This is a genomic window from Streptomyces sp. NPDC088707, assembly GCF_044752725.1.
GTDB lineage: Bacteria > Actinomycetota > Actinomycetes > Streptomycetales > Streptomycetaceae > Streptomyces.
In genome coordinates, this window is the sequence record NZ_JBIVLV010000012.1 from 1 (window position 1) to 26022 (window position 26022).

16 protein-coding genes, 1 tRNA gene and 1 rRNA gene are annotated in these 26022 nt (G+C 72.2%); 14 read left to right on the forward strand and 4 right to left on the reverse strand.

The features are described 5' to 3' along the window. Nucleotides 1-94: ribosomal RNA gene (gene rrf, locus ACIP84_RS30825) — 5S ribosomal RNA — on the forward strand; the annotation flags it as partial. A gap of 4 nt (nucleotides 95-98) precedes the next feature. Then, nucleotides 99-171, forward strand: a tRNA-Thr gene (locus ACIP84_RS30830). A 101-nt stretch (nucleotides 172-272) separates the two neighbouring features. Here the strand turns inward: ACIP84_RS30830 and ACIP84_RS30835 are convergent. Then, entirely contained in the window at nucleotides 273-2918 is a 2646-nt protein-coding gene (locus tag ACIP84_RS30835) for a SpoIIE family protein phosphatase (RefSeq protein WP_355959756.1), read from the reverse strand. 269 nt (nucleotides 2919-3187) lie between these two features. Here ACIP84_RS30835 and ACIP84_RS30840 point away from each other — a divergent pair, with 269 nt between their 5' ends. The 9 genes from ACIP84_RS30840 (at nucleotide 3188) to ACIP84_RS30880 (ending at nucleotide 17539) form a co-directional block, all read left to right on the forward strand. Further along, a complete protein-coding gene (locus ACIP84_RS30840; protein WP_355959753.1) occupies nucleotides 3188-8665 on the forward strand; it encodes a HAMP domain-containing protein in 5478 nt (1825 codons plus the stop codon). A gap of 325 nt (nucleotides 8666-8990) precedes the next feature. Beyond that, nucleotides 8991-9665, forward strand: coding sequence for a two-component system response regulator (locus ACIP84_RS30845; protein WP_015036579.1), 675 nt, complete (start codon nucleotides 8991-8993; stop codon nucleotides 9663-9665). 126 nt (nucleotides 9666-9791) lie between these two features. Further along, on the forward strand, nucleotides 9792-12626 hold the full coding sequence (locus tag ACIP84_RS30850; protein WP_401802261.1) for a DNA translocase FtsK: 2835 nt from the start codon (nucleotides 9792-9794) through the stop codon (nucleotides 12624-12626). A gap of 292 nt (nucleotides 12627-12918) precedes the next feature. Further along, nucleotides 12919-13746 (forward strand): helix-turn-helix domain-containing protein, encoded by an 828-nt coding sequence (locus tag ACIP84_RS30855; RefSeq protein WP_355959750.1) that lies wholly within the window; start codon nucleotides 12919-12921, stop codon nucleotides 13744-13746. Nucleotides 13747-13836: 90 nt separating this feature from the next. Then, complete coding sequence (gene rimO / locus ACIP84_RS30860) at nucleotides 13837-15351, forward strand: 30S ribosomal protein S12 methylthiotransferase RimO (RefSeq protein ID WP_401802264.1); 1515 nt, start codon at nucleotides 13837-13839, stop codon at nucleotides 15349-15351. Then, complete coding sequence (gene pgsA / locus ACIP84_RS30865) at nucleotides 15348-16022, forward strand: CDP-diacylglycerol--glycerol-3-phosphate 3-phosphatidyltransferase (RefSeq protein WP_355959747.1); 675 nt, start codon at nucleotides 15348-15350, stop codon at nucleotides 16020-16022. Before rimO ends, pgsA begins: the two co-directional genes overlap by 4 nt. After that, complete coding sequence (locus ACIP84_RS30870) at nucleotides 16019-16540, forward strand: CinA family protein (RefSeq protein ID WP_355959745.1); 522 nt, start codon at nucleotides 16019-16021, stop codon at nucleotides 16538-16540. Before pgsA ends, ACIP84_RS30870 begins: the two co-directional genes overlap by 4 nt. Before the next feature lie 109 nt (nucleotides 16541-16649). Then, nucleotides 16650-17033, forward strand: coding sequence for a helix-turn-helix domain-containing protein (locus ACIP84_RS30875; protein ID WP_030326330.1), 384 nt, complete (start codon nucleotides 16650-16652; stop codon nucleotides 17031-17033). A gap of 236 nt (nucleotides 17034-17269) precedes the next feature. After that, nucleotides 17270-17539, forward strand: coding sequence for a hypothetical protein (locus tag ACIP84_RS30880; protein ID WP_401802267.1), 270 nt, complete (start codon nucleotides 17270-17272; stop codon nucleotides 17537-17539). On the opposite strand, the gene ACIP84_RS30885 is transcribed toward ACIP84_RS30880, so the two are convergent. From ACIP84_RS30885 to ACIP84_RS30895, 3 genes are read right to left on the reverse strand one after another with little or no spacing between them, the layout of a single operon-like run. After that, complete coding sequence (locus ACIP84_RS30885; RefSeq protein ID WP_401802270.1) at nucleotides 17487-18380, reverse strand: SDR family NAD(P)-dependent oxidoreductase; 894 nt, start codon at nucleotides 18378-18380, stop codon at nucleotides 17487-17489. The two genes, ACIP84_RS30880 and ACIP84_RS30885, sit on opposite strands and share 53 nt — an antisense overlap. Further along, nucleotides 18377-19192, reverse strand: coding sequence for a DNA-formamidopyrimidine glycosylase family protein (locus tag ACIP84_RS30890; protein ID WP_401802271.1), 816 nt, complete (start codon nucleotides 19190-19192; stop codon nucleotides 18377-18379). The genes ACIP84_RS30885 and ACIP84_RS30890 overlap by 4 nt, the downstream gene beginning before the upstream one ends. Nucleotides 19193-19245: 53 nt before the next feature. Beyond that, on the reverse strand, nucleotides 19246-23895 hold the full coding sequence (locus ACIP84_RS30895) for a DEAD/DEAH box helicase (RefSeq protein ID WP_401802274.1): 4650 nt from the start codon (nucleotides 23893-23895) through the stop codon (nucleotides 19246-19248). 111 nt (nucleotides 23896-24006) lie between these two features. On the opposite strand from ACIP84_RS30895, the gene ACIP84_RS30900 reads away from it, so the two are divergent. Genes ACIP84_RS30900 through ACIP84_RS30910 form a run of 3 tightly spaced genes read left to right on the forward strand, consistent with a single transcriptional unit; the run spans nucleotide 24007 to nucleotide 25908 of the window. Continuing rightward, complete coding sequence (locus ACIP84_RS30900; RefSeq protein ID WP_355959772.1) at nucleotides 24007-24852, forward strand: AraC family transcriptional regulator; 846 nt, start codon at nucleotides 24007-24009, stop codon at nucleotides 24850-24852. A 10-nt stretch (nucleotides 24853-24862) separates the two neighbouring features. Next, nucleotides 24863-25603, forward strand: a complete 741-nt coding sequence (locus ACIP84_RS30905) for an AzlC family ABC transporter permease (RefSeq protein ID WP_266969859.1) — start codon at nucleotides 24863-24865, stop codon at nucleotides 25601-25603. After that, nucleotides 25600-25908 carry an AzlD domain-containing protein gene (locus tag ACIP84_RS30910; protein ID WP_055601382.1) on the forward strand — a complete coding sequence of 103 codons (309 nt, stop codon included), beginning with the start codon at nucleotides 25600-25602 and terminating at the stop codon, nucleotides 25906-25908. The genes ACIP84_RS30905 and ACIP84_RS30910 overlap by 4 nt, the downstream gene beginning before the upstream one ends. The last annotated feature ends 114 nt before the right edge of the window (nucleotides 25909-26022 follow it).

Sequence of the window (26022 nt, forward strand, 5' to 3'; positions counted from 1 at the left end):
AACGCCCGGTTACATTCCGAACCCGGAAGCTAAGCCTTTCAGCGCCGATGGTACTGCAGGGGGGACCCTGTGGGAGAGTAGGACGCCGCCGAACACCCGCCCTTTTAGCTCAGTCGGTAGAGCGTCTCCATGGTAAGGAGAAGGTCAACGGTTCGATTCCGTTAAAGGGCTCAGAGCAAGAAGGCCCCCGCCTTATGGCGGGGGCCTTCTTGCGTTTCCGGGGACGGATGGACGGACGGTCGGCGATCCCCGCAGGGGGATCGCCGGCATCGTCAGCGGTCGTCCGGTTCGCGGAGGCGCATGGCCAGGATGGCCATGTCGTCCGAGGCAGGGGCCTGGGCGAAGCGTTCCACCGCCCGCAGCACTCGGGAGGCGACCGCGCCGGCCGTCAGGCCCGTACACGTCTTGAGGACTTCGGCGAGGCCGTCGTCGCCCAGCATGCGGGTGCCCTCGCGGCGTTCCGTCACGCCGTCCGTGACGCAGAGGAGGACGTCGCCCGGGTCGAGCGTGATGGTCTCCTCGTACAGTTCGAGGTCTTCCATCACGCCCAGGAGGGGCTGGGGCTCGGCCGCGGAGGTCACCGTGCCGTCCGGGCGGAGGCGCAGGGGGAGCGGATGGCCGGCGCACACGACCTTGAGGATCGCGGAGCCGTCCTCCTGGGGGCGCATCTCGCCGTACAGGAGGGTGAGGAAGCGGCTGCGGGCGCCCTCGTCGAGGATCGCCGCGTTCAGTCGTTCCAGGACGGCCGGGCCGCCGAAGCCCTCGCGGGCCAGCAGGCGCAGCGCGTGGCGGGCCAGGCCGGTGACGGCGGCCGCCTCGGGGCCCGTACCGCAGACGTCGCCGATGGCGAAGCCGTAGGCGCCGTCGCGGATCGGGAAGAGGTCGTAGAAGTCGCCTCCGACCTCGTTGCCCTCGCCGGCCGCGCGGTAGATGACGTCGACCTCGACACCCGGGATGTGGGGGAGGCCGGGCGGGAGGAGGCTGCGCTGGAGGGACTGGCTGATCGCCACGCGCTCCGAGTACAGCCGTGCGTTGTCCAGGGCCAGGGCGGCCCGGCGTGAGAGGTCCTCGGCGAGCTCCAGGATCTCCTGGCGGAAGTGGTCCTCCGAGGGCCGGCCCAGTGTCAGCATGCCGATGACCCGGTTCCGGGCGACCAGCGGCAGGACGACCGTCTCTCCGGCGACCGCGCTCGCGGTGGCCAGGGTGGTGTCGATGCCGGAGGAGAGCGGGCTCGTGGGGTGGTCGAGGGCGCGGACCGAGGCGCTGAGGGCCGCGCGGTGGGCGGCGTCGCCCGGTGCGGTCCAGACACGGGCGCCGGGGGTCGGCACCGGGTCGGGCGGGGAGATGGAGGAGAGCAGTTCCTTGAGGCCGTCGATGCGGTCCTCGTCCTCGTGGAGCACGTACGAGAGGTACGGGTCGGAGGACTGGTCGGCGATCGTGTAGACCGCGCACCAGGTGGCGAGGGTCGGGACCGTCATCTGGGCCATCAGGGCCAGGGTCTGGTCGCGGTCGAGCGTGCCCGCGAGCAGGTCGGAGGCCTCGACCAGGAAGCTGAGAGAGCCGCGGCGGAGGCGTTCCAGCTCGCCGAGGCGGGCGGATTCGACGGCCAGGGCGATGCGGTCGGCGGCGAACTGGAGGCGGAGGGCCTCTTCGTTGGAGTAGCGGTTCGCGGACTCGGCGGCCACGCCGAGCGAGCCGGTGAGCCGGCCCTCGACCTTGAGGGGGACGGTGACCACCGAGCGCATGCCGGTGCCTTCGAGGAGGGGGACGGCGCCGGGGACGGCGGCCAGGTCCTCGTGCACGGCGGGCATGCGGGCGGAGCCGTAGCGGCTGGCGCCGGTCTCGACGGGGACGCGGGCGAAGCGCTGGCGGGCGGCCGGGAGGCCGGTGGTCGCCCGTACCTCCAGTTCCGTCTCGTCGTCGGTGGCGAGGAGCAGGAAGGCGGCGTCGCCGTCGAGCATGTCGCGGGCGCGTTCGACCGTGCGCTGGAGCAGGCCGTCGAGGTCGTCGGGGGCCGGGGAGCCGATGAAGACCTCGAAGGGGTCCGCGGCGCGGTTCTCGGAGCCCGGCTCGGAGGCGGGGCGCTGCGGGGTCTGGAGGATCGCCCGCTCGTGCTCGCGCACCAGGAGGCAGACGGTGGAGGGCTCGCCCTGGGCGTCGCGGACGCGGAGGTGGGCGGCGTAGACGGGGATGACGCGGCCGTCGGCGCAGCGGACGCCGTAGCTGCCCTCCCAGCGGGAGAGGCGGAGCGCCTCGGCGAGGCCGGTGCCGATGCCGGGGGTGTGGGGCCAGGCCGCGAGGTCGCCCAGGGGTTTGCCGGTGACCTGTTCGGAGGCGTAACCGAAGAGTTCCTCTGCGTCCTCGTTCCAGGCGGAGATGGCTCCGCCGCGGTCGATCTGGACGACGGCGACGCGGACGCGGCTGTCGGTGACCGGGAGGAGCGCGTCGGGGAGGACGGGGCCCGCGGAGCGGGTGCCGACCGGGCGCTGGGCGAGGTCGAGGTGGAACCAGACGTGCTTGCGGGTGGGGGTGTAGTCGACGCCCCAGCGGTGGGCGAGTGCGGCGCAGAGCAGCAGGCCGCGGCCGTTCTCACGGTCGGGGCTGCCGAGGGTGCGGCCGCCCTGGACGGGGATCTCGCGCTCGGGGTAGCGGTCGGCGACCTCGACGCGGATGCTGTCGTCGGAGCGGAGGCAGAGGACTTCGGCCGAGGTGCCGGCGTGGATGACGGCGTTGGTGACGAGCTCGCTGGTGAGGACGACGGCGTCGTCGACGAGTTCGGGGTGTCCCCAGCCCTGGAGGGTGTCCCGGACGAAGGCGCGGGCGGCCGCGACGGACCGCCCGACGGGCTCGAAGCTGGCAGTCGCCCGCGCGGTGATCACAGAACTCCTCGTACGCGTCTCGACGCCCGGCTCTGCCATGCTCGGTCTGTCCCTCCCGCTGCCCGGTGGTCGAATGCGCACCACACCGCCCCTGCCGGGCGGACCGGGGCGGTTGGACAGTCGGAAGCCAGGTTACTTACCTTCACTGTCCGAGCGGATGCCGGTCATCGCTGAATCCGTCCCCAGGGGGTAGGGACGCTGTGCGAAGCTGCCGAACTGTTATCGCCTGGTTCGGTGGCGGTGAAACACTGGGCAGGCTACCGGCGAAAGCCGGAGCGGTACGGTCGACCCCTTTCGGGAGGGACACGGTGGAACCTGGCACGGCGGCGCGGCGCGGCGGAGGCAGCGGTACGCGCGCGAGGGGCGGGCGTTCCCGTGGGGGGACGGTGCAGGTCGACGCGGCGGCGCTGGAGCGGCTGCTGGCCGCACTGGTGTCCATGCGGGACGGCAACCTCCGCAGGCGGCTCACGGTGTCCGGCGACGGGGTCATGGCGGAGATCTCCGCCGTGTTCAACGAGGTCGCGGACCGGCAGATGCATGTGACGGGAGAGCTTTCGCGGGTCCGCCGGGTGGTGGGCCGCGAGGGCAAGCTGTCCGAGCGTCTGGAGGCGGGGGCCGGTGAGGGGGCGTGGGCGGCGGCGATCGAGGCGGCGAACGCGCTCGTCGACGATCTGGCGCGGCCGGTGTCCGAGGTGGGACGGGTGCTCTCGGCGGTGGCCGAAGGTGATCTCGACCAGCGGATGGACCTGCGTTCGGAGGGTGCCGACGGGGCGGTCAGGCCGCTGCGCGGGGAGTTCCTGAAGGTCGCCCGTACCGCGAACAACCTCGTCGACCAGCTGTCGGTGTTCGCCTCCGAGGTGACGAGGGTCGCCGTCGAGGTGGGTACGGACGGCAAGCTGGGCGGTCAGGCGCAGGTGCGTGGGGTGTCCGGTTCGTGGAAGGACCTCACGGACTCGGTCAACACGATGGCGAACCGGCTGACGGCCCAGGTGCGGGACATCGCGCTGGTGACGACGGCGGTCGCGGACGGTGATCTGTCGCAGAAGGTCACGGCGAACGTGGCCGGCGAGATGCTGGAGCTGAAGAACACGGTCAACCGGATGGTGGACCAGCTGTCGTCGTTCTCCTCCGAGGTGACCCGGGTCGCCCGTGAGGTGGGTACGGAGGGCGAGCTCGGCGGTCAGGCCGAGGTGGCCGGGGTCGCCGGTGTGTGGAAGGACCTCACGGACTCCGTCAACACGATGGCGGGCAACCTGACCAACCAGGTGCGGGGCATCGCCGAGGTCACGACGGCGGTCGCCAACGGTGACCTGTCGCAGAAGGTGCGGGTGTCCGCGCGCGGTGAGATCGCGCAGCTGGCGGACACCATCAACCAGATGACGAAGACCCTGCGGATCTTCGCCGACGAGGTGACCCGGGTGTCGGGCGAGGTCGGCGCCGAGGGTCTGCTCGGTGGGCAGGCCCAGGTACCGGGGGCGGCGGGTACGTGGAAGGACCTCACGGACTCGGTCAACACCGTCTTCCGGAACATCACCACGCAGGTGCGTGACATCGCGCAGGTGACGACGGCGGTGGCGAACGGCGACCTGTCGCAGAAGGTCACCGTGGATGTGGCCGGCGAGATGCTGGAGCTGAAGAACACCGTCAACACGATGGTGGACCAGCTGTCGGCCTTCGGTTCCGAGGTGACCCGGGTGGCCCGGGAGGTCGGTGTCGAGGGTCTGCTCGGCGGCCAGGCCGAGGTGAAGGGCGCGGCGGGCACGTGGAAGGACCTCACCGACTCGGTGAACACGGCCTTCCGGAACCTGACCGGTCAGGTGCGTGACATCGCGCAGGTGACGACGGCGGTGGCGAACGGCGACCTGTCGCAGAAGGTCACCGTGGATGTGGCCGGCGAGATGCTGGAGCTGAAGAACACCGTCAACACGATGGTGTCGCAGCTGTCGTCGTTCGCGGACCAGGTGACGCGGATGGCGCGGGACGTGGGCACCGAGGGCCGGCTGGGCGGTCAGGCGCGGGTGGACGGCGTGTCGGGGCGCTGGCGTGAGCTCACCGACTCGGTGAACTTCATGGCCGGGAACCTGACGTCTCAGGTGCGGCAGATCGCGCAGGTGACGACGGCGGTGGCGCGTGGTGACCTGTCGCAGAAGATCGACGTGGACGCGCGCGGTGAGATCCTTGAGCTGAAGAACACCATCAACACGATGGTCGACCAGCTCTCCGCGTTCGCCGAGCAGGTGACCCGGGTGGCCCGTGAGGTGGGCACCGACGGGCGCCTCGGCGGGCAGGCGCAGGTGCCGGGTGTGGCAGGCGTGTGGCGCGACCTGACGGATTCGGTGAACGGCATGGCCGGGAACCTGACGACTCAGGTCCGCAACATCGCGCAGGTCGCCACGGCGGTGGCGCGTGGTGACCTGTCGCAGAAGATCGACGTGGACGCGCGCGGCGAGATCCTGGAGCTGAAGAACACCCTCAACACGATGGTGGACCAGCTGTCGAACTTCGCCGAGCAGGTGACGCGGGTGGCCCGCGAGGTGGGCACCGAGGGCATCCTGGGCGGCCAGGCCGAGGTGCAGGGGGTCTCCGGCACCTGGAAGGACCTCACCCAGTCCGTGAACTTCATGGCGAACAACCTCACCATCCAGGTGCGGAACATCGCCGAGGTCACGACGGCGGTCGCCAAGGGCGACCTGTCGAAGAAGATCACCGTCGACGCCCGGGGCGAGATCCTGGAGCTGGTGACGACCGTCAACACGATGGTCGACCAGCTGTCGAACTTCGCGGACGAGGTCACGCGGGTGGCCCGCGAGGTGGGTACGGAGGGCATCCTCGGCGGTCAGGCGCGGGTCCGGGGCGTCACCGGTACCTGGAAGGACCTGAGCGACAACGTCAACCTGATGGCCAACAACCTGACGAGTCAGGTGCGGAACATCTCGCGGGTCTCGGCGGCCGTCGCGAACGGCGATCTGACGAAGAAGGTGACGGTCGAGGCGCGCGGCGAGGTCGCCGAGCTCGCCGACACCGTCAACACCATGGTGACGACCCTGTCGTCGTTCGCCGACGAGGTCACGCGGGTGGCCCGTGAGGTGGGTACGGAGGGCGAGCTGGGCGGCCAGGCCCGGGTGCCGGGGGTCTCGGGCACCTGGAAGGACCTGACCGAGTCGGTGAACTCGATGGCCTCCAACCTGACCGGTCAGGTGCGTCAGATCGCGGCCGTCACCACGGCCATCGCCAAGGGCGATCTCACCAAGAAGATCGACATCGACGCGCGCGGCGAGATCCAGGAGCTGAAGAGCACCATCAACACGATGGTCGACCAGCTGTCGAACTTCGCCGAGGAGGTCACACGGGTGGCCCGCGAGGTGGGTACGGACGGGCAGCTGGGCGGTCAGGCCCGGGTGCGTGACGTGGACGGCACCTGGCGGGACCTGACGGAGTCCGTGAACGAGATGGCCGGGAACCTGACCCGGCAGGTGCGGGCGATCGCCGCCGTCGCCACGGCGGTGACCAGGGGCGATCTGAACCTGAAGATCGACGGTGTCGACGCGGCGGGCGAGATCCAGGCCCTCCAGGAGAACATCAACACCATGATCGCCAACCTGCGTGACACCACCCTCGCCAACGAGGAGCAGGACTGGCTGAAGGGCAACCTGGCCCGTATCTCCGGCCTCATGCAGGGCCGGCGGGACCTGGACGACGTGGCCTCGCTCATCATGAGCGAGCTGACGCCGGTGGTCTCGGCCCAGCACGGTGCCTTCTTCGTGGCGATGCCGACCGGCTCCGCCCACAGCGACGCCGAACTCGGCGGTGAGGGAGAGGGCTCGTACGAGCTGCGGATGCGCGGGAGTTACGGCTACTCCGCCGGGTCCATGCCGACCTCCTTCCGGCCCGGCGAGACACTCATCGGGACGGCGGCCGAGGAGAAGCGGACCATCCAGGTCAACGTTCCGCCCGGCTATCTGAAGATCTCCTCCGGGCTCGGGGAGGCCGCTCCGGCGCATGTGATCGTGCTTCCGGTGCTCTTCGAGGGCAAGGTCCTCGGGGTGATCGAGCTGGCCTCCTTCCAGCCGTTCACGCAGATCCAGCGGGACTTCCTCAACCAGCTCGCCGAGCTGATCGCCACCACGGTCAACACGATCAGCGTCAACACCAAGACGGAGGTGCTGCTCCAGCAGTCGCAGGAGCTCACCGAGCAGCTCAAGGAGCGTTCGGCGGAGCTGGAGCACCGGCAGAAGGAACTCCAGGGTTCCAACGCCGAACTGGAGGAGAAGGCCGAGCTGCTCGCCCGGCAGAACCGCGACATCGAGGTGAAGAACACCGAGATCGAGGAGGCCAGGCAGGTCCTGGAGGAGCGGGCCGAGCAGCTCGCCGTCTCCATGCGCTACAAGTCCGAGTTCCTGGCGAACATGTCGCACGAGCTGCGCACCCCGCTCAACTCGCTGCTGATCCTTGCCAAGTTGCTCGCGGACAACGCCGAGACCAATCTGACGCCGAAGCAGGTCGAGTTCGCGGAGACCATCCACGGCGCCGGCTCGGACCTGCTCCAGCTGATCAACGACATCCTCGACCTGTCGAAGGTCGAGGCGGGCAAGATGGACGTCTCGCCGACCCGGATCGCGCTCGTCCAGCTGGTCGACTACGTGGAGGCGACCTTCCGGCCGCTCACGGCGGAGAAGGGCCTCGACTTCTCGGTGCGTGTCTCGCCCGAGCTGCCGGCCACCCTCCACACCGACGAGCAGCGGCTGCTCCAGGTGCTCCGCAACCTCCTCTCCAACGCGGTGAAGTTCACCGACACGGGGGCGGTGGAGCTGGTGATCCGGCCGGCCGGGACCGATGTGCCGCAGTCGATCCGCGAGCAGCTCCTGGAGGCCGGTTCGCTGCGTGATCCGGAGGCCGACCTGATCGCCTTCTCGGTCACGGACACCGGGATCGGGATCGCCGCGAGCAAGATGCGGGTCATCTTCGAGGCGTTCAAGCAGGCCGACGGCACGACCAGCCGGAAGTACGGCGGTACGGGTCTGGGGCTCTCGATCAGCCGGGAGATCGCGCGGCTGCTCGGCGGCGAGATCTTCGCGGCGAGCGAGCCGGGCCGTGGTTCGACGTTCACGCTCTATCTGCCGCTGAGCCCGACTGAGCTGCCGGCCGGCCTGGGGCAGGGGGCGGCCGACGACCCGCAGCAGGGCGCCGAGGAGGGGGCTGCCGGGGCCGTCCACCCGTTCCCGCACTTCCCGCCGCCGCCCGTGCGGACGGAGGCGCGGTCCGGGGCCGGTGCGCTGTTCCGGCACCGGCGGAAGGCGGCCGCGGAGGCGACCGGGGCGCGGACGGCAGTGCCGGGGCAGTCCGGGCAGCAGATCGCCGCGGACCGGTCGGAGCAGGAGGTGGAGGCCGAGCCGCGCCGTACCTTCGGCTTCTCCGGCGAGAAGGTGCTCATCGTCGACGACGACATCCGCAACGTCTTCGCACTGACCAGCGTCCTCGAGCAGCACGGACTCGCGGTGCTGTACGCCGAGAACGGGCGGGAGGGCATCGAAGTCCTGGAGCAGCACGACGATGTGACGATCGTCCTGATGGACATCATGATGCCGGAGATGGACGGATACGCGACGACGACCGCGATCCGGCGCATGCCGCAGTTCGCGGGGCTGCCGATCATCGCGCTGACGGCGAAGGCGATGAAGGGCGACCGGGAGAAGGCGATCGAGTCCGGTGCCTCGGACTATGTGACCAAGCCGGTCGACCCCGATCACCTGCTGTCCGTGATGGAGCAGTGGATGCGGGGGAAGTGACTCCGGGCGGGGCCCGTGGTGCGGGGGAGCCCCTTCGCGCCACGGGTCCGGCGCCGGGCGCGGCCCGGCTTCCGGCCTTCGGCGACGGGCTGTCGCCAGGGGGTGTGAGACGCCCGGATACGGGGAACCTTCTGGTCTCCCACCGCGTTTCAGGTACGTGCACAGTGACATCGCGGTGACAGGGTGTGGCGACGGGCGGGGTGCGGCTACGATGACCGGCACAAGGACGGACGGCGTCAGGGAGTCGTCTTCTGGGGCGGCGCCCGGTGCTTCCCCCGGTTCGGGGAGCCGGGGAGAGACGTTGCCGGGGCGAGGAGGACGGGGCATGGTGCAGAAGGCCAAGATCCTCCTGGTCGATGACCGGCCGGAGAATCTGCTGGCGCTGGAGGCCATTCTCTCCGCGCTCGATCAGACGCTGGTGCGGGCATCGTCCGGGGAGGAAGCGCTCAAGGCGCTGTTGACGGACGACTTCGCGGTCATCCTGCTCGACGTCCAGATGCCGGGTATGGACGGCTTCGAGACCGCCGCGCACATCAAGCGGCGGGAGCGGACCCGGGACATCCCGATCATCTTCCTCACCGCCATCAACCACGGCCCCCACCACACGTTCCGTGGGTACGCCGCCGGGGCGGTCGACTACATCTCGAAGCCGTTCGACCCGTGGGTGCTGCGCGCCAAGGTCTCGGTCTTCGTCGAGCTGTACATGAAGAACTGCAAGCTGCGCGAGCAGGCCGCGCTGCTGCGGCTCCAGTTGGAGGGCGGCGGCGAGGGCGGTCACGGCAAGGAGGCCGCGGGGCTGCTCGCCGAGCTGTCGGCCCGTCTCGCGGCCGTCGAGGAGCAGGCGGAGGCGCTGTCCAAGCAGCTCGACGACGACTCCGCCGACGCGGCGGCCGTCGCCACGGCCGCGCATCTAGAGCGCAAGCTCACCGGGTTGCGCCGCGCCCTGGACGCGCTGGAGCCGGGCACCGGAGCCGCGCCGACGCTGCCGGCCCAGAGCTGACGCACCGTCACCAAGGTGTCGGGTGCCCGACGTCCCGCGTGAGTCGGCGTCAGCTTCGGGCCACCGCGGGAGCGACACGAACGGGTGAGGCGGACAGCAGGTCTTCACACCGGTAACCTCGGCATCATGGCTTCACGTACGTCCGGCAAGGGTTCCCAGGGCACGGCGGGCACCGCAAAGCCGCGCGCCGGCCGTACGACGGGCGCCGCGAAGAAAGCGGCACCCGCGAAGTCCCCCGCCAAACCGCCCGCGAAGAAGGCGGCGGCCAAGAAGGCCGCGCCCGCCAAGCGGGCGCCCGCGCGGAAGACCGCTGCGAAGAGGGCGGCCCCCCGGCCCGCTCCGTCCCCCACCGGGGGCGTCTACCGGCTCGCACGCGGCGCCTGGCTGGGCCTGGCGCACGCCGTGGGGGCGATGTTCCGGGGGATAGGGCGCGGTGCCAAGGGCCTCGACCCGGCCCACCGCAAGGACGGGCTCGCGCTGCTGCTGCTCGGCCTCGCCCTGATCGTCGCCGCGGGCACCTGGTCCAACCTCCGCGGCCCCGTCGGCGACCTCGTCGAGATGCTGGTCACCGGTTCCTTCGGCCGGCTCGACCTGCTCGTTCCGCTGCTGCTCGGCGCGATCGGCGTACGCCTCATCCTCTTCCCGGAGAGGCCCGAGGCCAACGGCCGGATCAGCATCGGCCTCTCCGCCCTCGTCATCGGCATCCTCGGCCAGGTCCACATCGCCTGCGGCTCACCCGGCCGCGGCGACGGCAGCGAGGCCATGCAGGACGCCGGCGGCCTCGTCGGCTGGGCCGCGTCCCAGCCGCTCGTCTTCATGATGGGCGAGGTCCTCGCCGTCCCCATGCTGGTCCTGCTCACGCTCTTCGGACTGCTCGTCGTCACCGCCACCCCGGTCAACGCGATCCCGCAGCGGCTGCGCGCCCTCGGCGCCAGGCTCGGCATCGTCGAGCCCGCCTACGACCCCGCGGAGGACCACCCCGAGGGCCGCGGAAGCCCCTCGGGGGATTACGACGAGTACGACGAGGAGTGGCGGGAGGCCCGGCCGCAGCCCCGCACCCGGCCCGCGCGGCGCCGCGGCCCGGCGGATCCCTACGACGTGGAGCGGGCCGAGGCCGAGATGCTCGACCGGCGCAGCCGGCCGGCCCGCCGCCCCTCCCCGGAGCCCGCCTTCGACCACGGGCTCGACCCGGTGGACGTCGCGGCGGCCGCGGCCGCGGCGCTCGACGGCGCGGTGCTCAACGGCATGCCGCCCTCCCCGATCGTCGCCGACCTCACCAGGGACGTCACCGCCGACCGCAAGGCCGCCGTGGACGCCGCCGCGAAGGCAGCGGCCGAGGCCGCGGAGACGGCGGCTCCGGCCGCTCCCGTACCGCCGGCCCGTGGCGGGGACCAGCGGCCCGGCGGAGGCGTACCGGATCTGACCAAGCCGGCGCCCGAGCCGACCGATCTGCCGCCCCGGGCCGAACAGCTCCAGCTGTCCGGCGACATCACGTACTCGCTGCCGTCGCTCGACCTCCTGGAGCGGGGCGGGCCCGGCAAGACGCGCAGCGCCGCCAACGACGCCGTCGTGGACTCGCTCTCCAACGTCTTCACCGAGTTCAAGGTCGACGCCGCCGTCACCGGCTTCACCCGGGGACCGACGGTCACGCGGTACGAGGTCGAGCTCGGGCCCGCCGTGAAGGTCGAGAAGATCACGGCCCTGACCAAGAACATCGCGTACGCCGTGGCCTCCCCGGACGTGCGGATCATCTCGCCGATCCCCGGCAAGTCCGCGGTCGGCATCGAGATCCCCAACAGCGACCGGGAGATGGTCAACCTCGGCGACGTCCTGCGGCTCGCCGCCGCGGCGGAGGACGACCACCCGATGCTGGTGGCGCTCGGCAAGAACGTCGAGGGCGGCTACGAGATGGCCAACCTGGCGAAGATGCCGCACGTCCTGGTCGCCGGTGCCACTGGCTCCGGAAAGTCCTCCTGCATCAACTGCCTGATCACTTCGATCATGATAAGGGCGACCCCCGAGGACGTCCGGATGGTCCTCGTCGACCCCAAGCGGGTCGAGCTCACCGCCTACGAGGGCATCCCGCACCTCATCACCCCGATCATCACCAACCCCAAGCGGGCCGCCGAGGCCCTCCAGTGGGTGGTGAAGGAGATGGACCTCCGGTACGACGACCTGGCGGCCTTCGGCTACCGGCACATCGACGACTTCAACCAGGCGATCCGGGACGGCAAGATCAAGCTGCCCGAGGGCAGCGAGCGGGAGCTCAACCCGTACCCGTACCTGCTCGTCATCGTCGACGAGCTCGCCGACCTGATGATGGTGGCGCCCCGGGACGTCGAGGACTCGATCGTCCGCATCACGCAGCTCGCGCGCGCCGCCGGCATCCACCTCGTCCTCGCCACCCAGCGGCCGTCCGTCGACGTGGTCACCGGCCTCATCAAGGCCAACGTGCCCTCCCGGCTCGCCTTCGCGACCTCCTCGCTCGCCGACAGCCGGGTCATCCTCGACCAGCCGGGCGCGGAGAAGCTCATCGGAAAGGGTGACGGACTGTTCCTGCCGATGGGTGCCAACAAGCCCGTCCGCATGCAGGGCGCCTTCGTCACCGAGCACGAGGTCGCGGCCGTCGTGCAGCACTGCAAGGACCAGATGACCCCGGTCTTCCGGGAGGACGTCACCGTCGGGACCCGGCAGAAGAAGGAGATCGACGAGGACATCGGCGATGACCTCGATCTGCTGTGCCAGGCCGCCGAACTGGTCGTCTCCACGCAGTTCGGCTCCACGTCGATGCTCCAGCGGAAGCTGCGCGTCGGCTTCGCGAAGGCCGGGCGGCTGATGGACCTCATGGAGTCGCGGAACATCGTCGGGCCGAGCGAGGGCTCCAAGGCGCGCGACGTGCTGGTCAAGCCCGACGAGTTGGACGCGGTACTGGACGTCATCCGCGGGCAGTCGGGGGAGTAGGCCGGAGCGCAGCGCCCGAACGGAGCAGCGCATGGGCCCGAACGGAGCAGGGCGGGGCCCGGCCGGAGTACGCGGGCGGGGAGCGGGTACGCGATCGAGACCGGGCCGAGACTCACTCGTAAGGGAATGGAGGGCAACCGTTTCCCCTGGCCGTACGTCAAGTTGAGCGGAGGGACAGAAGGATGTCCCAGCCTCATGGCGTACAAACAGCACCCGCCCGGTTGCCCCACCCTTTCGTACCACCCATAGACTGAACGTCCAGCAGGTGGCTACACGCTCGAAAGGCGCTCTCGTGTCCATCGGCAACTCCCCCGAAGACGACCGGATCTTCCCGGCAGACGACCGGGACTCGATCGGTCGCGCTCTCCAGCAGACCCGCATCGCCGCCGGTCTCACCGTCGAAGAGGTCAGTGCCTCCACCCGTGTCCGGATTCCGATCGTGCAGGCGATCGAGGAGGACGACTTCTCCCGCTGCGGCGGCGACGTCTACGCCCGCGGCCACATCCGCACGCTCGCGCGTGCCGTCGGCCTCGATCCGGCCCCGCTGATCGAGCAGTACGACGCCGAGCACGGCGGTCGCCCCGCGCCCACCCCCGCCGCCCCGCTGTTCGAGGCGGAACGCATCCGCCCCGAGCCGCGCCGGCCCAACTGGACCGCCGCGATGGTCGCGGCCATCGTCGCCGTCGTCGGTTTCGTCGGCTTCACGATGTTCAACGGCAACGAGGCGCCCCAGGGCACCACCGCCGCGGACGGCGGCCCGGCGCCCGCGCCGGAGAAGGCCACGTCCGCCGGGAAGCCGAAGCCGGTCAAGCCCACGCCGCCGAAGCCCACCGAGAGCGCGATCGCCGCGGTCCCGCAGGACAAGGTGACGGTGAAGATGACCGCCACCGACGGCAAGAGCTGGATCTCGGCCAAGGCCGCCGACGGCAAGCTCCTCTTCGACGGGCTGCTCCTCGACGGCGAGTCCAAGACCTTCCAGGACGACGAGCGCATCGACCTGGTCCTCGGCAACGCCGGAGCGATCGAGCTCTACGTGAACGGCAAGAAGATCGACGACAAGTTCGAATCCGGCCAGGTCGAGCGCCTGACGTACACCAAGGGCGACCCCGAGGCCGGCTGAGCCGCCCCTCCGGGCCCCTGATGTGACCCCTGTCGCGCAGGTGAACCCTGCGCGACAGGGGAACGGCCGGGACGAAGTAGTCTTGAGCCCATGCCCGAACGCCGTACCGTCGCCCTTGTCACTCTTGGCTGCGCCCGTAACGAGGTGGACTCGGAGGAGCTCGCAGGCCGCTTGGCAGCGGACGGCTGGGAGCTCGTCGAGAACGCCGAGGACGCGGATGTCGCCGTCGTCAACACCTGTGGATTCGTCGAGGCCGCCAAGAAGGACTCCGTCGACGCCCTCCTCGAAGCCAATGATCTGAAGGACCACGGCCGCACCCAGGCCGTGGTCGCCGTCGGCTGTATGGCCGAGCGGTACGGCAAGGAACTCGCCGAGGCCCTCCCGGAGGCCGACGGCGTCCTGGGCTTCGACGACTACTCCGACATCTCCAACCGTCTCCAGACCATCCTCAGCGGTGGCAGTGTCGAGGCCCACACCCCGCGTGACCGGCGCAAGCTGCTGCCGCTCTCGCCGGTGGAGCGCCAGGCGGCCGCCGCCGCGGTCGCCCTCCCCGGCCACGGCGTCGTGGACGCTCCCGCCGTCGCCCCCGCCTCCGCGCCCGAGGACGTGCCGAGCGACCTGCCGGACGGCCTCGCGCCCGCCTCCGGGCCGCGCGCGCCGCTCCGCCGGCGTCTGGACAGCAGCCCCGTCGCCTCCGTGAAGCTGGCCTCCGGCTGCGACCGCCGCTGCTCCTTCTGCGCCATCCCCTCCTTCCGCGGCTCCTTCGTCTCGCGCCGTCCCTCGGACGTGCTGAACGAGACGCGCTGGCTCGCCGAGCAGGGTGTGAAGGAGGTCATGCTGGTCTCCGAGAACAACACCTCGTACGGCAAGGACCTCGGCGACATCCGGCTCCTGGAGAGCCTGCTGCCCGAGCTCGCCGCGGTCGACGGCATCGAGCGCGTCCGCGTCAGCTACCTCCAGCCCGCCGAGATGCGCCCCGGGCTGATCGACGTCCTCACGTCGACCGACAAGGTCGTGCCGTACTTCGACCTTTCCTTCCAGCACAGCGCCCCCGACGTGCTGCGGGCCATGCGCCGCTTCGGCGACACCGACCGGTTCCTCGAGCTCCTGGAGACCATCCGGACCAAGGCCCCGACCGCCGGTGCCCGCTCCAACTTCATCGTCGGCTTCCCCGGCGAGACCGAGGCCGACTTCGCCGAGCTGGAACGCTTCGTCACCCACGCCCGGCTCGACGCCATCGGCGTCTTCGGCTACTCCGACGAGGACGGCACCGAGGCCGCCACGTACGAGCACAAGCTCGACCAGGACGTCGTGGACGCCCGCCTCGCGCACCTCTCCCGGCTTGCCGAGGAGCTCACCGCACAGCGCGCGGAGGAGCGGATCGGAGAGACCCTTGAAGTACTGGTCGAGTCCGTGGACGACGAGGACGGCGTGATCGGCCGCGCCGCTCACCAGGCGCCCGAGACCGACGGGCAGGTGGTCCTCACCACGGCCGGCGGCACGAGCCCCGACGTGGCCCCGGGCCGTATGGTCGTGGCGAAGGTCGTCGGCACGGAGGGCGTCGACCTGGTGGCCGAGTGTCTTTTCGAGGAGGCAGGCAGATGACCGGAGTCCCGGCATCCGCGACGGGCGGGACCGGTAGGCCGGCGCCCCGCGGCAAGCTGGGCACGGCGGCCGTCAACCAGGCCAGCCTGTGGAACATCGCCAACATCCTGACCATGATCCGGCTCGTGCTCGTGCCGGCCTTCGTGCTGCTGCTCTTCCAGGACGGCGGTCACGACCCCGCATGGCGGGCGTGGGCCTGGGCGGCGTTCGCCGTCGCCATGATCACGGACGTCTTCGACGGGCACCTCGCCCGTGCGTACAACCTGGTCACGGACTTCGGGAAGATCGCCGACCCGATCGCCGACAAGGCGATCATGGCGGCCGGACTCGTCTCGCTGTCCTCGCTCGGGGACCTGCCCTGGTGGGTGACCGGCGTCATCCTGGCCCGCGAACTGGGGATCACCCTCATGCGGTTCTGGGTGATCCGCCACGGGGTCATCCCGGCCAGCCGCGGCGGCAAGATGAAGACGCTCGCCCAGGGCACGGCGGTCGGCATGTACGTGCTGATGCTCACCGGGCCGCTCGCCACCCTGCGCTTCTGGGTGATGGCGGTGGCCGTCGTGCTGACGGTCGTCACCGGTCTCGACTACGTCCGTCAGGCGGTCGTGCTGCGCCGCAGGGGGCTCGCCGCCGAGCGGGCCGCCGCGCGGCCGGAGGCGGCGGCCCGATGACCGGGGCCGCCCGGGTGCTGGCGCTGCTCGCGGAGCGTGGTCACACGCTCGCCGCGGCGGAGTCGCTCACGGGCGGGCTGGTGGCCGCGGAGCTCACCGGGGTGCCCGGCGCCTCGGTCTCCTTCCGGGGGTCCGTCACGGCCTACGCCACGGACCTCAAGCAGGAGCTGCTCGGCGTCGACGCGGGCCTGCTCGCCGAGTGCGGAGCGGTGGATCCCGAGGTCGCACTGCAGATGGCGGCCGGTGTACGGGCCCGGCTCGGCGCCGACTGGGGAATCTCGACGACCGGGGTGGCCGGCCCCGATCCGCAGGACGGACAGCCGGTCGGAACCGTCTACGTGGCGGTGGCGGGACCCGCCGCGACAGGCGCCCGGGCCGGGAAAGTGGTCTCGTTGAGGTTGAACGGCGACCGCGCGGACATCCGTAGAGAGAGTGTGCGGAGCGTGCTGGAACTGCTCCACGAGGAACTCTCGGGAAATGCGCGGGCACAGGATACGGAACACAACGGGGGGAATTGATGTTTGCAGCCCTGAGTGAACACGACATCGCTCCCCGCACGGCCGCAGCGCGAGGCGGTACGGTGGGGCGTGAAGGATGCGGCTACGCGGTCCGAGGAGGGAGCCACCGATGATTCTGCTCCGTCGCCTGTTGGGTGACGTGCTGCGTCGGCAGCGCCAGCGCCAAGGCCGTACTCTGCGCGAAGTCTCCTCGTCCGCCCGAGTCTCGCTCGGCTATCTCTCCGAGGTGGAGCGGGGGCAGAAGGAGGCTTCCTCCGAGCTGCTCTCCGCGATCTGCGACGCGCTGGACGTACGGATGTCCGAGCTCATGCGTGAAGTGAGCGACGAGCTGTCACTGGCCGAACTGGCCGAGTCGGCAGCGGCGAGCGAACCGGTGCCGACGCCGGTACGCCCGATGCTCAATTCGGTGTCGGTGACGTCGGTGGGCCGTGTGCCCACCGAGCGGGTGACCATCAAGGCGCCCGCGGAAGCGGTGGACGTCGTCGCCGCCTAGTCATCGCCGTACGAAGCGATACGGGGTCGAGCCCTGGTCGGTGCCTTTGAGGGCGCCGGCCGGGGCTTTTCTCTTGCCTCCGCGACGTGGGGGCGAATTGTCTGAGATGCCGGGTTCCGGTGCCTCGTGCCATGGTGGGGGGAACGCAGGACTGGGCCGTGTGCGCCGGGTTTGCCTCCGGTGCGCCCTCCCGCAGGGTGATCCTGCCGGTCTAGCGTCGACGGCAGGAGGCGGCCATGGTACGGCGACGGGTGCCGCCGGCGACGCTCGCGCTGGTCGCGATCGGGCTGGTGGCCGGGGGGCTCTGGTGGTGGGCGGTGCTGCGCCTGCTCCTGGTGCCGGGGGAGGTCGGCACGGTCGAGGGCGCGGTGGCGGCGGGTGGCTGGGGGCTGAGTCTGTTGCCGGTGCACGTGGCCGCCTCGTCGGGACGGCCGGGGGTCCTCGTCCGGCGGATCACCAGGGCATCGCGACGCCGCCGTTGGGGCGCAGGATCTGGCCTGTCGTGAACGAGGATGCGTCGGAGGCGAGGTGCAGGACGGCGTGCGCGATGTCCTCGGCCTCCCCGACCCGGCCCAGCGGTGAATGACGGATCATCGCCGCCTCCGCCTGCTCCTGGGCGGCCGGCTCGTGCCGGTCCGTCATGGGGGTGCGGATCCAGCCCGGGGCGACCGCGTTGACCCGTATGCCGTGCCGGCCCGCCTCCGTCGCCAGTGTCTTCGTCAGCTGGACGACGGCCGCCTTGGTGACGCTGTAGCAGAGCAGTCCTGGGCTGGCGGTGTCCATCGCGCCCGAGGCCATCGTGACGATCGAGCCGGGGACGCCGGCCGCGATCATCGAGCGGGCCGCCTCCTGGCAGGCGTAGAGCACGCCTTTGAAATTGACGGCGAGGACGCGGTCCAGGTCCTCGTCGCGGGTCTCCAGGACCGAGCTCGTGTGCATGATCCCGGCGACGGCGGCCATGACGTGGAGGGGGCCCGCCGTGCGGACGGCGGCGGCGAGGGCGGCGCGGTCGGTGACGTCCAGGGCGTGCGCGTGCGCGGTGCCGCCCGCGCGTGCGATGAGGGCGACCGTCTCCTTGAGGCCGGGCTCGTCGAGGTCCGCGCAGTGCACGGTGGCTCCGGCCTGGGCGAGGAGGACGGCGGTGGCGCGGCCGATGCCGCCGGCTGCGCCGGTGACGAAGGCTGTGCGGTGGGTGAGGTCGTAGGCCGGGAGGGGTGACCTGTCCGGCGTGCGCGTCGTGCCCGCCGTGCTTGTCGTCGCGGGGGCGGTGGTCGCGGTGGTCGCGGTCGTCGTGTTCGCCTTGTCCGTCATGGTCGGACCGTACGACTGGATCTGACGGGTCGTCAATTATTGGGCCGCGGCTCGTTCCCGGGGCCGCGTTGGCAGCCGGGGCACCAGTAAGTGACCCGGTCGCCGAGTTCCGCCTTGCGGATCGGGGTGCCGCAGCGGAGGCAGGGGTGTCCGGCGCGGCCGTAGACGTGCAGCGGGGTGCCCGGGCGGCGTGTGGTCGTCGTACGGCGGTCGGGGCGGTCCTTGTTCGCGTCCAGCAGGCGGTGGGCGGTCGCGACCAGGCGGGCGGGGACGTCGGGGGCGAGGTCGCCGACCGGGAGCCATGGCGTCACACCGGCCAGGAAGGCCAGCTCCGACTTGTACACGTTGCCGATGCCGGCCAGGTTCCGCTGGTCGAGCAGGGCCTCGCCGAGGGTGCGGGTGGGGTCCGCCGTCAGCCGGCGGGTCGCCTCCTCGGAGGCCGTCGCGCCCCAGTCGGGGCCCAGCAGGTCCGGGCCCAGGTGGCCCACCACGTCCGGCTCGTCCGTGGTGCGGATGAGTTCCAGGACCGGGAGACGGTAGCCGTACGCGGTGCGGTCGACGTTTCCGAGGATCGCGCGGATCTGGTGCTCCGGGCCGCCGTGCGGACGCGCCCCGGTGGCGTACACGCGCCAGGAGCCGTCCATCCGCAGGTGGGAGTGGAGAGTGAGGCCGCCCTCGATGCGGGCGAGGAGGTGCTTGCCGCGGGGGGTGACGTCGAGGACTGTGCGGCCGGTCAGGTCGGCGGTGGCGAAGCGGGGGACCCGGAGGTCCGCACGGGTCAGGGACCGGCCTGCCAGGGCGGTGTGGAGGCGGTGGGCGGTCTGCCAGACGGTGTCTCCTTCGGGCACGGTTCCATGATGCCGGGTGGGCGGGGTCTTGTGGGCGTCCGGGATGGTCGCGCCTAGGCGCGGAGGCGGAGGCCTCTCGGGGTGGCGACGAAGCCGGCTTTCTCCAGGGGGCCTGCCAGGGGGGACGTCAGGGACGTCGCTCCGTTGATGCGTTCCACCGTGACCGTGCCCAGAGTGCCCGCCTTCGCGGAGGTCGCCAGGGCTTCCGCCGCGGCCTTGAGGGACGGGTCGTCCGGGTCCGTCGGCCAGGACAGCAGAGTCTTGCCGCCGCGCTCCATGTAGAGCGCGAGCTCGCCGTCGACCAGGACCACCAGGGCGCCCGCCTTGCGCCCCGGCTTGTGGCCGGCGCCCGTCGGGGGCTCGGGCCAGGACAGGGCCGCCCCGTAGGCGTTCGCCGGGTCGGCCGCCGCGAGGACCAGCGCGCGCGGGCCCGCCGCGGCCTCCGCGCCGCGGTCGCGGGCCGTCGACGCGGCCCGGAGGCGGTCCACCGCCCCGTCCATCGCGAACTGGGCCGCGCCGAGCCCTTCGACGACATAGCCGCGCCTGGCCTGCCCGCTGTCCTCGAAGGCCGCAAGGATCCGGTACGTGGCGGAGAATCCGCCCTCCACGCCCTCGGCCGCCACCGCGCCCCGGGTGACGACGCCGTGCCGGTCGAGGAGGGTGCGGGCGAGGGCGTGCGCCCGGTGGGTCGGCTCCGGCTCCGGAGGGGGGAGCAGGGACCAGCGGCCGGAGACCGTGGGCGGGCCGGTGCGGGACGCGGTGCGGGCGGCCGCGGTCAGCGTCCCGTAACGGCCCCGCGGGACCGTCCGGCGCGCGCGGTGGGCGGTGGAGCCGGCCGTACGGCCCGAGCCGAGGAGCGCGCGCAGCGGGGCCAGCGTGTCGTTGGTCAGACGGCCGGACCAGGCCAGGTCCCAGAGGGCGTCCGCCAGCTGCGGGTCGGTGGCGTCCGGGTGGGTGGTGGCCCGGATCTGGTCGGCGATCTGCCGGAAGAACAGTCCGTACCCGCCGGAGAGGGCCGTGAGCACCGACTCGTGCAGCGCGGACAGCTCCAGGGGGTGCGGCTGCGGGAGGAGCAGCGGTGCAGCGTCCGCCAGGTACAGCGAGACCCAGCCGTCCTTGCCGGGCAGCGCGCCGGCGCCCGCCCAGACGACCTCGCCCGTGGTCGTCAGCTCGTCGAGAAGTGCCGGGGAGTAGTCGCGGACCCGGGACGGCAGGATCAGCTTCTCCAGGGCCGAGGCGGGCACGGGCGCGCCCTGGAGCTGCTCGATCGCGCGCGCGAGGCCGTCGATGCCGCGCAGACTGTTGCTCCCCAGGTGCTGCCACTGCGGCAGGAAGGTGGCGAGCGCCGCCGGAGGCACCGGCTCCAGTTCGTGACGCAGGGCGGCGAGGGAGCGGCGGCGCAGCCGGCGCAGGACGGTGGCGTCGCACCATTCCTGGCCGATGCCGGAGGGGTGGAACTCGCCCTGGACGACGCGGCCCGAGGCGGCGAGCCGCTGGAGGGCGCCGTCGGTGACGGCCGCGCCGAGACCGAAGCGGGCGGCCGCCTGGGAGGAGGTGAACGGGCCGTGCGTCCGCGCGTACCGCGCGAGGAGGTCGCCCAGCGGGTCCTTCACCGGCTCCGTGAAGGCCTCCGGTACGCCGACGGGCAGGGCCGTTCCCAGAGCGTCCCGCAGCCTGCCGGCGTCCTCGACGGCCGCCCAGTGCTCCCGGCCCCCGATCCGCACCCGGATCGCCCGGCGCGCCGCCGCGAGCTCGGGTGCCCAGCCCGGCTCGGCGCCGCGCTCGGCCAGCTCGGCGTCGGTCAGCGGGCCCAGCACCCGCAGCAGGTCGGCGACCCCCTCCCCGTCCTTCACGCGGCGGTCGTCCGTCAGCCACTGGAGCTCCCGCTCCAGCTCCGTCAGGACGTCGGCGTCGAGCAGCTCGCGCAGCTCCGCCTGACCGAGCAGCTCGGCGAGCAGCCGGGAGTCCAGGGAGAGCGCGGCCGCCCGCCGCTCGGCGAGCGGGGAGTCGCCCTCGTACAGGAACTGCGCCACGTACCCGAAGAGCAGCGAGCGGGCGAACGGCGACGGTTCGGCGGTGGTGACCTCGACCAGGCGGACCCGGCGGGCCTCGATGTCCCCCATCAGCTCCGTCAGACCGGGTAGGTCGAAGACGTCCTGGAGGCACTCGCGGACGGCCTCCAGGACGATCGGGAACGAGCCGAACTCGCTCGCCACCTGGAGGAGCTGCGCGGCGCGCTGGCGCTGCTGCCAGAGCGGGGTGCGCTTGCCCGGGTTGCGCTTGGGCAGCAGCAGGGCGCGCGCGGCGCACTCGCGGAACCGGGACGCGAACAGCGCGGAGCCGCCCACCTGGTCGGTGACGATCTGACCGATCTCGCCCTTGTCGAAGAGGGCGTCGGCCGCGCCGACGGGCGCCTTGTCCGCGTCGAACGTCGTGTCGAGGTGCCGTCCGGGGTCGACCGGTTCGTGGTCGAGCAGGTCCAGGCCCATGTCCAGACCCATCAGGTCGGCGTCCGGGAGGCGCAGCACGATGCCGTCGTCCGCGTGCATCACCTGCGCGTCCATGCCGTACCGCTCGGCGAGCCGCGCGCCGAGCGCCAGCGCCCACGGGGCGTGCACCTGGGCGCCGAACGGCGAGTGGATGACGACCCGCCAGTCACCGAGCTCGTCCCGGAAGCGCTCGACCAGGATCGTGCGGTCGTCGGGCACGTGGCCGCAGGCCTCGCGCTGCTCCTTGAGGTACGCCAGGACGTTCTCCGCGGCCCAGGCGTCCAGGCCGGCGGCGAGCAGCCGCAGCCGCCCGTCCTCGTCCGAGAGGGCGCCGACCTCGCGGAGGAACGCGCCCACCGCCCGGCCCAGTTCGAGCGGCCGGCCCAGCTGGTCGCCCTTCCAGAACGGCAGCCTGCCCGGCACCCCGGGCGCCGGTGTGACGAGCACCCGGTCCCGGGTGATGTCCTGGATCCGCCACGAGGTGGTGCCGAGGGTGAACACATCGCCGACCCGGGACTCGTACACCATCTCCTCGTCGAGCTCGCCGACCCTGCCCCCGCCCTTCTTGGGGTCCGAGCCGACGAGGAACACGCCGAAGAGGCCCCGGTCGGGGATCGTGCCGCCCGAGGTGACGGCGAGCCGCTGCGCGCCCGGCCGTCCCGTGACCGTGCCGGCGACCCGGTCCCAGACCACGCGCGGGCGCAGCTCGGCGAAGGCGTCCGACGGGTAGCGGCCGGCGAGCATGTCGAGCACGCCCGTGAACGCCGATTCCGGCAGCGAGGCGAACGGCGCCGCCCGGCGCACCAGGGCGAGCAGGTCGTCCACCTGCCAGGTGTCGAGCGCGACGATGGCCACCAGCTGCTGGGCCAGGACGTCCAGCGGGTTGGCGGGGATCCGCATGGACTCGATCGCGCCCGTGCGCATCCGCTCGGTGACCACGGCCGCCTGCACGAGGTCGCCCCGGTACTTGGGGAAGACCACGCCCGTCGACACCGCGCCGACCTGGTGCCCGGCGCGGCCCACGCGCTGGAGCCCGGAGGCCACCGAGGGCGGCGACTCGACCTGCACGACCAGGTCGACCGCGCCCATGTCGATGCCCAGCTCCAGGCTGGAGGTGGCCACCACGGCGGGCAGCCGGCCCGCCTTCAGGTCCTCCTCCACCTGCGCCCGCTGCTCCTTCGACACCGAGCCGTGGTGGGCGCGGGCGAGCAGCGGCGGGGCGCCCTGGGCCGCGCCGGACTGGGCCATGATCTCCGCCGGGGGAGCCCCCTCGGGGAGGGGTTCGCCGGTCGCCCGCTCGTACGCGATCTCGTTGAGCCGGTTGCACAGGCGCTCGGCGAGCCGGCGGGAGTTGGCGAACACGATCGTGGACCGGTGGGCCTGGACGAGGTCGGCGATCCGCTCCTCGACATGCGGCCAGATCGACGGCTTGTCGCCGCCGTCCTTGCCCTCGGAGGCGGGCGAGCCCCCCAGCTCGCCCATGTCCTCGACGGGGACGACGACCGAGAGGTCGAACTCCTTTCCCGAAGGCGGCTGCACGATCTCCACGGCGCGCCCCGGCGACAGATACCGGGCCACCTCGTCCACCGGGCGGACCGTGGCCGACAGGCCGATCCTGCGCGCGGGGCGGGGCAGCAGCTCGTCGAGCCGCTCCAGGGAGAGGGCCAGGTGCGCGCCCCGCTTGGTGCCCGCGACCGCGTGGACCTCGTCCAGGATGACCGTCTCCACGCCCGCGAGGGCCTCGCGGGCGGCGGAGGTCAGCATCAGGAACAGCGACTCGGGCGTGGTGATCAGGATGTCCGGCGGGCGGGTCGCGAGCGACCGGCGCTCGGCCGGCGGGGTGTCGCCGGAGCGGATGCCGACCCGGATGTCCGGCTCGGGAAGCCCGAGCCGCACCGACTCCTGCCGGATTCCGGTCAGCGGCGAGCGCAGGTTCCGCTCGACGTCCACGGCGAGGGCCTTCAGCGGCGACACGTACAGCACGCGGCAGCGCTTCTTCGGCTCGGCGGGCGGCGGTGCGGAGGCGAGGCGGTCCAGGGAGGCGAGGAAGGCGGCCAGGGTCTTGCCCGAGCCGGTCGGAGCGACGACGAGCACGTCGGAGCCCGCCCCGATGGCGGTCCAGGCGCCCTCCTGCGCCGCCGTGGGCGCGGTGAAGGCCCCGGTGAACCAGCTGCGGGTCGCGGGGGAGAACGAGTCGAGCGCGGACCTGACCATGTCCTCCATCGTGCACCCCGGCACTGACAACCGCCCGGACCTGGGGATATCCGGGCCGGGATGTCCGCACGCACGGCGGCGGGCCCCTCGGCCCTGCCGCAGAATGGAGACATGGCGAGCGGGGAGCGGGCACGGTACTGGCAGTACTCCGAGCTGCCAGGGGTCGACCTGCTGCACGCCCACTACATCCACAAGGCCTTCGCCCGGCACACCCACGAGACCTTCGTCTTCGCCGCGATCACCGAGGGCGTCGAGGCCTTCCACTACCGCGACGACCTCGTCCACGCGGGCCCCGGACAGATCGCCCTGGTGAACCCCGACACCCCGCACACCGGGCACGCGGGCGTGCCCGAGGGCTGGACCTACCGGACGATCTACCCCGACGCGGAGATCGTGCGGGCCATCGCCGCCGACACCCTCGCCCTGCGCGGCTCCGTCGGCTTCACCTCACCCGTCGTGGACGACCCGTACGCCGCCCGGCTCGTCGTCGGCGTCCACCGGGCCGCCGAGGAGGGCAACGCGCTCGCGGCCGACAGCCTGCTCCGGCTGGTCACCGCCCGGATGCTGCGCAGCCACGGCGGGATCGTCACCCCGCTCCCGCCCCGCTCGGCGGGCGCCCGGAACGCCGCACGCGCGCGTGCCCTCCTGGAGGACCGCATGATCGAGCCGCCGACCCTGGAGCGGCTCGCCACGGACCTCGGCACCAGCCCCTTCGCCCTCCTGCGGGCCTTCCGGGACGCGTACGGGATGCCGCCGCACACCTGGCTGACGGACGCGCGCGTACGCCGGGCCAGGCAGCTGCTCGACACGGGGACGCCGCCGGCGGAGGCGGCCGCGGCCGTCGGCTTCACCGACCAGTCGCACCTCAACCGGCATTTCACCCGCAGCGTCGGGGTCCCGCCGGGGGCGTACCAGCGCGCAAGAACGTACAAGACCGGGCCGCCTGGGCTGCCGTAACGTCCCTGACGTGGCAGAACAGACAGCACCTCCCGTCATACGCGACGGCACACCGACCAAACCCGACGCGGCCGTCGTCCGCGACGCACTCGGGGTCGGCGTCGCCGTCGGGCTCTCCGGCTTCGCCTTCGGCGTGACCTCGGCCGGCTCCGGACTCAGCGTCCTGCAGACCTGTGTCCTCAGCCTGCTCGTCTTCACCGGCGCCTCGCAGTTCGCCCTGGTCGGAGCGCTCGCCGCCGGCGGCAACCCCTTCACGGCCGCCGCCGGGGCGTTCTTCCTCGGCACCAGGAACGCCTTCTACGGGCTGCGGCTCTCCCAGCTCCTCGCCGTGCCGAAGGCCGTCAGGCCGTTCGCCGCGCACTGGGTGATCGACGAGACCACGGCCGTCTCCCTCGCGCAGCCGACCCGCCGGGCCGCCCGCATCGGCTTCACCGTCACCGGGCTCACGCTGTACGTCCTGTGGAACGCCACCACCCTCCTCGGGGCGCTCGGCGCCGAGGCGATCGGCGACACCGCGGCCTGGGGGCTCGACGCGGCCGGACCCGCCGTCTTCCTGGCCCTGCTCGCCCCCATGCTGAAGTCCGCGACCGAACGGGCCACCGCCGGGATCGCCGTCCTGCTGGGCCTCGGGCTGCTGCCCGTGCTGCCCGCCGGCGTCCCGGTCCTCGCGGCGGCCCTCGCCGCGCCCCTGGTGCTCTGGTTCCAGGGCCGCCGGATGGGCCCCGCCGGACGAGAGAAGGACTCCCGATGAACGTCTGGATCGCGATCGCCCTGACCGCGGCCGGGTGCTACCTGGTCAAGCTGGCAGGCCTGCTCGTACCCGCCGGAGCCCTGGAGCGCCCGCTCGTCCAGCGGCTCGCCGCCCTGCTCCCCGTGGCGCTGCTCGCCGCGCTCACCGCGCAGCAGACCTTCAGCACGGGCGGAACCGTCGTCCTGGACGCCCGCGCCGCCGGCCTCGCCGCGGCGGCGGTCGCCCTCGTCCTGCGCGCACCGTTCCTGGTCGTGGTGGGCGCGGCCGTCGCCGTGACGGCGGGGGTACGGGCGCTGGGCTGGTGACCTCCGGCGGAGGGCGCTCCGATCGAGGGCCGTGCTTGCCCGGCGCCTCCGAGGCTCGTGCTTGCCCGGCCTCCGAGGTCCCTGCTCGCCCGGCCTCCGAGGCTGGTGCTTGCG